The organism is Variovorax ginsengisoli (genome assembly GCF_030486595.1).
GTDB lineage: Bacteria > Pseudomonadota > Gammaproteobacteria > Burkholderiales > Burkholderiaceae_C > Variovorax > Variovorax ginsengisoli_B.
On the sequence record NZ_JAUJZH010000064.1, the window covers coordinates 1 to 6,409 of the forward strand.

Below are 6,409 nucleotides of genomic sequence, written 5' to 3' on the forward strand. Positions count from 1 at the left end.
AAGGACAAGCTCAAGGCCGGTCTCGTACGGCCTCACGACGACGACTCATCTCAACCGGGTGGGGAAATCTGAACGACCACGACTGGGGAATATCCGGCGACCCTTGACAGCGACGCCAGGGTGACCGCCGGCGACTGGCCCAGGCACCAGGCGGTGAAGGCGCCCCACATGTCGCGGTAGACCTCGACCGAGGCGGGCTGCCGCAGGGAACCGGAGGCCCGCTGGCCATCCAGCCATCGCTCGAATGCGAGGCGGTGCCCCTCGGAGGGGGTTTCGTCGAAGAGGGAATAGGAAGTCATGAATACGCTAACGGCGAGCGAGCATTCTGCCAGCGTCGGGGGGGAGGTGCATTGGAGTGCGGGTGTTTGGATTTCGGTTAGAAATCTTCGGTACGCCGTTAGCGTAATTATTCGCCGCGGCCAAGACACCTCCCCACCTCTGCTCTTGATCAGGAGGGGGAAGAGACCGAAGCAGCCTCCTTGCGGGGAGGGGGCAGGCGTAATATGTCCAATATTTTGGACAATCTTCGATCCTATCTGTCATGAACCTTGTCGACATCGGCCATGCAGTGCGAGCGCGGCGCGCTGAGTTGGGCCTGTCCCAGGCGCAGCTGGCGCATCTGACCGGCCTGTCTCGTCAAACCTTGGTTGGCTTGGAAAACGGCGCGCTCAGCGACCTGGGCGTCAACCGCGTGGGGCAGGTGATGGCGGTATTGGGTCTGGACAGTCCAACACCGGATACGCAGGCGCGGCGCAAGAAGCGCGGCCTGTGGATGGCGGCCAAGACGGCCAGCGTCAGCTATGCCCGCGAACTGGCCCCCGAGGCGCTCGAGCAGGCGCTGGCGAGCGGTGACGTGCCACCCTCCTTTGCCCCGCACTTGACCCATTTGCTCGATGAAGCGCCCGTGCCGATCGTCGTGATGGCCGTGGAGGAGACGGCCTCTCGTTCGCGTCTGCCACCGCGGCAGGTCTGGCGAAACGTGGCGAAACTTGCCGAATCCTTGTCCGCGCACCGGCGGGCGCTGTGGGCGTGAAGTCCGGGTCGCTACCCGGCGGTCGCTGGGAGAAACTGTTCCCTCGGGCCCTGGCGCTGATCGACGAGATCAGCCAGTACGGCGGCATCGCGGATCCGTTCTGGACCTTCGGCGGTGGGACTGTGCTGATGTTCCGTCACCGCCATCGGTTGAGCAAGGACATCGACATTTTTGTACCTGATCCGTAGTATCTAGGCTTTGTCACGCCTCGGTTGAGCGACACGGCGGGCAGACCTGACGCAGGACTACACCGAGCAGCCCGGCGCCTTCGTCAAGCTGCAGTTCGAGGAGGGGAGGTCGACTTCGTCGCCGCGCCCAACTTGCTGGTCGATGCTTGGGAGACTTGGGACATCGGCGGCCGCTGCGTGAGAGTGGAGACGGCCGCTGAGATCATTGCCAAGAAGATGTACCACCGTGGCGATCGCGTCACGGCGCGCGATGTGTTCGACTTTGCGCCTCGTGATCGAGCGGGAGCCCGTGCCACTTCTGGCTGCGACACCGTTCCTGCTGCGCCATCGGGCTGCGTTCCTGGCCCAGATCCGGGAGCCGCATGCCGGCTTGCGCGCCGCGTTCGATGCCATCGCTACGCTGGACTACTCGCCCGGATTCGACCATTGCACGGCTACGGTCGGAGAGTTTCTGGACAGCCTGTAGTGGTCGACGCCTCATTCCACGCCGCCGCGCTGATGCCGAAGGCCCGCACAAAATGCACGCAGGCGTTGCGCAGGAGTCGGTTATGGTTCGCTCGTCTGCCATGCAACCCACAGGCCTTTCGAGCGACGGGGCGCGTGCCAGGCCCACGAAGCTCCTGCCAACTTTGCTGTCATGACCGCTCCAGACACCGTCTCCGCTTCGCTGAACCCGGAAGCCCCGCGTTCGATGCATGACGCGACCCGAGCCGATCGCGCCTCGTCGGATGAGCACCCCGAACCCGCCAACCGTTTCGGTGCGGCGGCCAGCATCGTCGACCGCCTCGATCTGCGGCCACTGCACATGCGTATGCGTCGACCCTGGTGGAGGCTCTGGTAGCGCCGACGCTGCTGTCGCTGCCGGTCACTAACGGCAGTTCGGGCGCCCACACACCGGCAGCACGGCTGCGCAGCCGATTTCGCCGAGGATAGAAAGTGGCAGAGCAATCCGGCTTGCGGGCTCGCACTTCCGATGCGGCCATGCCATTGGGCGTGACGCTCGTGACGGTCGCGGGGCCTAAATAGGGGACCGAGCCTTCAGGATGAAAAACGGGAATCGCGGCCTCAATGAGCTTCGCAGCAAAAAGGACTTCGCATTTCTGGATGTCCTCCGTGTCCTCAATGTTCACAGGTAGGTGCGCTTGGCGCACGCGCATTAGGAGTTCCATGGGCATCGTTGGACCTCGTTCTTCAAAAGGGCGATGCCGCAAAAAGAAGCCTGCAACCCGACCCACTTGTCCGCCTTCGCAACCATCACTGCTATTAATTGTTGGCGATTGTCGAACGCCACTGACGTGGTGAGTCGACAACGTGAAACGCCGTCGCGCGATATGTGGGCGGCAGCCTCCGACAGACGCCCATCAGTCACCCGAGCTCGCACGCTTATGGTCCAACCTTCATGCAAGACCGATGTGACCTCGACTTCTCCTTCGGAAATGTTCTGTTCAATCAGGTCCATTGGTGCACCCCTTGATGCCTCTTGAATGTGACAAGTTCACATCAGCATACGAGGTAGGAAGTCGTGCTAAGCCTCTGTCAAAAATATTTACATACGGGACATCCCCTAGAGTGGCGAAGAAAGATGACGCCACCGACTTTTCAGGCCGCAGGCAGTCGGCCCGGGTGTCGGTGTATAGCGGTTCGGGGCCGAACAGCCTTTGATCCTTCCACCTGCTTGCCACGGCCGGTCGCGCGGGCCGAAAGGGTGCAAGGCGCTCACGCTGGCCAAAGTCGCCTATCTGGGCGAGCCCTGCTGCCTCATTTCGGGGAGGAGAGGACGCAGCGATCCCAGCAGCTCCAGCGTGATGTCTCCTTGCAAGGTGCAGTAGAGCCTGGTGCGGCCGGGCTCCTCGCTGCGCTCGGCCGCCAGGACGCGGTCGACCGTGTTGGGTCGCTTCGGAAGCACGCCCAACGGCATTGCCGGCAACTTCCACTCGTTGGCTGGATCACGGTTGTTGCGGGCCTCGCCCCGGGTCCAGGCCCCGTCCCGGCTGGAGAGTTTCAGACGCAACGGGAGCAGCCGATTGAGCCTCACGGCCACGCGTTCCGGTTTGCCTTCGACCTCGAAACCCCAGCGGATAAAGGTGCCCAGGGGCGGCACCGCGGCCGCATCTTCGCGCCAGGCCAGCAGGCGCAGACCGTCCACCTCGATCGGTCGCGCGAACTCCTGGACGCCGTCTTGGCGCACGCCCGCCCACGGATTCCTGACCTTCGGCGTTGCGTGGGGTCCCTTGCGCGTCAATTCGATCGCCGAGCCGAATGGCGCCGGGTCCGCCGCGAGTAAAGCGAAGAACGACGCGTCACAGCGGGCGAACTTCTGCATCGCATCGACCGGCGACAGGGCTTTCAGCCCGGCGGCGAACGCCGGGCCGACAGGAGAGCCGACGGCCAGAAAGGCGATGAACACAAGAGTCCGCATGCCTAGACTTATAGCTGTTCGCCACCCACTTGTGCGTGCTCCGCCTGAAGCTGCGGGGGTCCTGTCCTACTGTGCGTGCCTTGAGCTTGCGAATACATCAGCCACGGGCAGACCGACGAGCGCACGGGTGCCAATGTGCTCGTCTGCGGTGCTGCAAGTGAACGGGGCGTGAATTCGAGCGCGCCGGCGGGCCGTGCAGACATGGTGATCGCCGGGACTGGTCGCCGACCACGGCCACGCTGATACACCAGATGGGGCCTTGGCTTCGGCTTCAGGAAGCGCCCGCGTCAACATACTCGGCATATCGCATGCTGTGGCGCTGGCAACCGTATTCGCGGTTGGCGAGACCATCGGCATGTCATCGCGACAATGGTCGGGAAGTGGTGACGTGCCTTTTGCGCTCTCACCCGACCGTGGACGAACCCCTCATGATTTTCGCTTCTACCGCGTTGCTGGCCTTGGCCATGTCCACCGATGCATTCGCCGCGGCCGTTGGCAAGGGCACCGCGCTTCAGAAACCCCGCTGGTCCGAAGCGCTTCGCACGGGCACCATCTTCGGCGTCATGGAGGCCATCACTCCACTGGTCGGCTGGGCGCTTGGCCTTGCCGCGGCCGACTACGTCAGGACCTGGGACCACTGGATTGCCTTCACCTTGCTCTTGGTGCTCGGCGGTCGAATGATTTGGGCCGCAGCGCGGAAGCCTGAGAAAGCTGAAGTCGAGAAGCCTAGCCGCCATGGCTTCTGGCTGCTGGCTGTTCCTGGCTTTGCTACCAGCATCGATGCAATTGCCGTCGGCGTTGGGCTTGCCTTCCTGAGTGTGAACATCCTGCCCGTGGCCGCCGCGATTGGGTTCACCACCTTCGCGATGGTCGCAGTCGGCGTCATGGTGGGGCGAGTGCTAGGAAGCGTTGTCGGCCGCTGGACTGAAGGTCTGGGCGGCGTCCTGCTCATCGGCATCGGCGCGGCCATCCTTTACGAACACCTGGGCGCTGCGTAGAGCTCCGCTGCGCTGCGAGCCGCGCTTCTTTGGTTTTCCCCTGTTGACCGACTGTAGCCTGGAGCGCACTCGGCCTATTGGGCCGTCTCCGGCGGTCCGAACATGATGATGGCCATGCCGATGAAGCTGACGGCAACGCCAATCCAGTCGCTGGTCAGCGGCGTGACTCCTCGTATGCTGCGTACACGCGGACGACAAGCAAGCCGATTCCGCCGGGTGAGCGCCAGAAGCGTGGCTCATGGTCCTGCATTTCCATCTCAATGGCACCGACTGTCTGTGGTTGCTATTTGGCCGCAGGAGAGCCTACCACTTCGCGGTCCACCATCATCTGCATCATCATTTGCATCATGGCCATGCGCTGCATGATGTCCTTGTGCATGCCGCCGGGCATCGAGGACATGCCACCCCCCGGCATCGGCATGCCTCCGCTCATTTGGTCCATCATCGGCATGCCGCCGCCCATCTGCTCCATCATCGCCATGCCGTCCTGCATGACTTTCATGTGGTCCCTCATCAGCGCAGCATGCTCTGCGGGCGTCTTGGCGGCCACCATCTTCTGATGCATCTCCCGCATCGTCTTCATTTGCTGGTCGAACTTGACTGGGTCGACTTTTGGTGCGGTTTCAGCCGCCGGGTGATGTGTCTCGTGCTCTTCGGCCTGTTTGGCCCCCGAGTCGGGAAACGAGGAGCAACCGGCAAGAGTGACCGCTGCGGCCGTAGCCAAGATACTTGCGAGCTTCATGGTACTTAACCTTGCGACTTGGTCCTCGGAACAGCACTCAACATTGCTCGCAAGGGCCGCCGTCGCCCTTGATGCAAATCAAGGCAGGTGCTCCATCCCCATCTCACGTTCTCAAATCCATGAGGTCTGACGGCTTGCACTTGCCCTTTATGGGTCGACGGCCTCCGGGGCCGTCGCCCGCACCAATGAGCGCCACGACGAAAGCCACACGATCCACGCGCAGGCGTCAGCGACCGCTGCAGCTGCCAGTGAGAGCTGTCCAAAACGGGTGTGTGTGAGCCCGCGATCCTTCAAGATGCGCGCCATAACCGGAAAAACCGTGATGGACAAGGCTGCAGCAAGGAACAGCGAGAACGGCCATAGCCCGACGCCGGCAGGAGCAAGGCGGGGGTGCAGCGCAGGCGCGATCGCCAAACCCAAGGCCATGGGCGCTGCGACGCTGAGCAGCCCCACCCAGCCCGCGGAGCGTAGTTGCTCACAAACTCCCTTGTGCGCGCGCAGTTCGAGGCCGACGACGAACATGAACATCACCAGTCCGATGGTGGAAAGCGCCGACAGTCCGGTCAGGGAGTCTTTCGGAAAAAGCTGGGCGTGGAACGCTGGGAACACCGCACCCGTCACCACCGGTCCGAGCACAAGCCCAGCAGCCATTTCGCCCACAACGTTCGGCTGCCCCACGAAGCGCAGGAGCCATCCGCAGGCTCGAGCCGTCACGAGGATGGCGATAAGCTGCAAAAAACTCCATGCATCTCAGCGGCCCATTCGTCTCGGAGCTCGCGCACATTATTCGATGAAACTGCTGAATGCCGCGGACGGGCGGAGTGCTGCCTTGACGGGGTTGAATCGCCGCTCGACATCTGAACATTGCTGGAATGGGAGCAACTTTTTCCTACATCGTCTTTCGGAGCAATGACACTAAGAACTTATCCGTAAATAGGTAAACTGTCGATCCGAGCCGCATTGGGCGCGGCGATGGATCGAGATCTTGGCGAAACGTGTTGAGTCGTGGGTGGTGACCGATGAGTTCTG

Annotated in this window: 9 protein-coding genes; 4 read left to right on the forward strand and 5 right to left on the reverse strand. The window is 62.6% G+C overall.

The window, feature by feature from the left end:
* Positions 1-50: 50 nt before the first annotated feature.
* Positions 51-299, reverse strand: coding sequence for a hypothetical protein (locus QZH52_RS38250; RefSeq protein WP_301816487.1), 249 nt, complete (start codon positions 297-299; stop codon positions 51-53).
* 242 nt (positions 300-541) lie between these two features.
* Between QZH52_RS38250 and QZH52_RS38255 the strand changes: the two genes are divergently transcribed.
* The 3 genes from QZH52_RS38255 to QZH52_RS38265 all read left to right on the forward strand — a co-directional run bounded on the left by QZH52_RS38255 (position 542) and on the right by QZH52_RS38265 (position 1,687).
* Complete coding sequence (locus QZH52_RS38255) at positions 542-1,033, forward strand: helix-turn-helix domain-containing protein (protein WP_301816488.1); 492 nt, start codon at positions 542-544, stop codon at positions 1,031-1,033.
* The gene (locus QZH52_RS38260; RefSeq protein WP_301816489.1) at positions 1,024-1,221 is read left to right on the forward strand and encodes a nucleotidyl transferase AbiEii/AbiGii toxin family protein; all 198 of its coding nucleotides are present in this window, start codon (positions 1,024-1,026) and stop codon (positions 1,219-1,221) included. Before QZH52_RS38255 ends, QZH52_RS38260 begins: the two co-directional genes overlap by 10 nt.
* Before the next feature lie 226 nt (positions 1,222-1,447).
* On the forward strand, positions 1,448-1,687 hold the full coding sequence (locus QZH52_RS38265) for a hypothetical protein (RefSeq protein WP_301816490.1): 240 nt from the start codon (positions 1,448-1,450) through the stop codon (positions 1,685-1,687).
* 690 nt (positions 1,688-2,377) lie between these two features.
* Here the strand turns inward: QZH52_RS38265 and QZH52_RS38270 are convergent.
* Together QZH52_RS38270 and QZH52_RS38275 are read right to left on the reverse strand one after the other, a co-directional pair.
* Positions 2,378-2,680 (reverse strand): hypothetical protein, encoded by a 303-nt coding sequence (locus tag QZH52_RS38270; RefSeq protein WP_301816491.1) that lies wholly within the window; start codon positions 2,678-2,680, stop codon positions 2,378-2,380.
* Between the two features lie 276 nt (positions 2,681-2,956).
* Positions 2,957-3,640 carry a hypothetical protein gene (locus QZH52_RS38275; RefSeq protein WP_301816492.1) on the reverse strand — a complete coding sequence of 228 codons (684 nt, stop codon included), beginning with the start codon at positions 3,638-3,640 and terminating at the stop codon, positions 2,957-2,959.
* A 428-nt stretch (positions 3,641-4,068) separates the two neighbouring features.
* Between QZH52_RS38275 and mntP the strand changes: the two genes are divergently transcribed.
* A complete protein-coding gene (mntP, locus tag QZH52_RS38280) occupies positions 4,069-4,638 on the forward strand; it encodes a manganese efflux pump MntP (protein ID WP_301816493.1) in 570 nt (189 codons plus the stop codon).
* 283 nt (positions 4,639-4,921) lie between these two features.
* Here mntP and QZH52_RS38285 read toward each other — a convergent pair whose 3' ends face one another.
* Both QZH52_RS38285 and QZH52_RS38290 read right to left on the reverse strand, forming a co-directional pair.
* Positions 4,922-5,380, reverse strand: coding sequence for a hypothetical protein (locus QZH52_RS38285; RefSeq protein ID WP_301816494.1), 459 nt, complete (start codon positions 5,378-5,380; stop codon positions 4,922-4,924).
* A 147-nt stretch (positions 5,381-5,527) separates the two neighbouring features.
* Positions 5,528-6,115 carry a cation:proton antiporter gene (locus QZH52_RS38290; protein WP_301816495.1) on the reverse strand — a complete coding sequence of 196 codons (588 nt, stop codon included), beginning with the start codon at positions 6,113-6,115 and terminating at the stop codon, positions 5,528-5,530.
* Positions 6,116-6,409 lie beyond the last annotated feature (294 nt).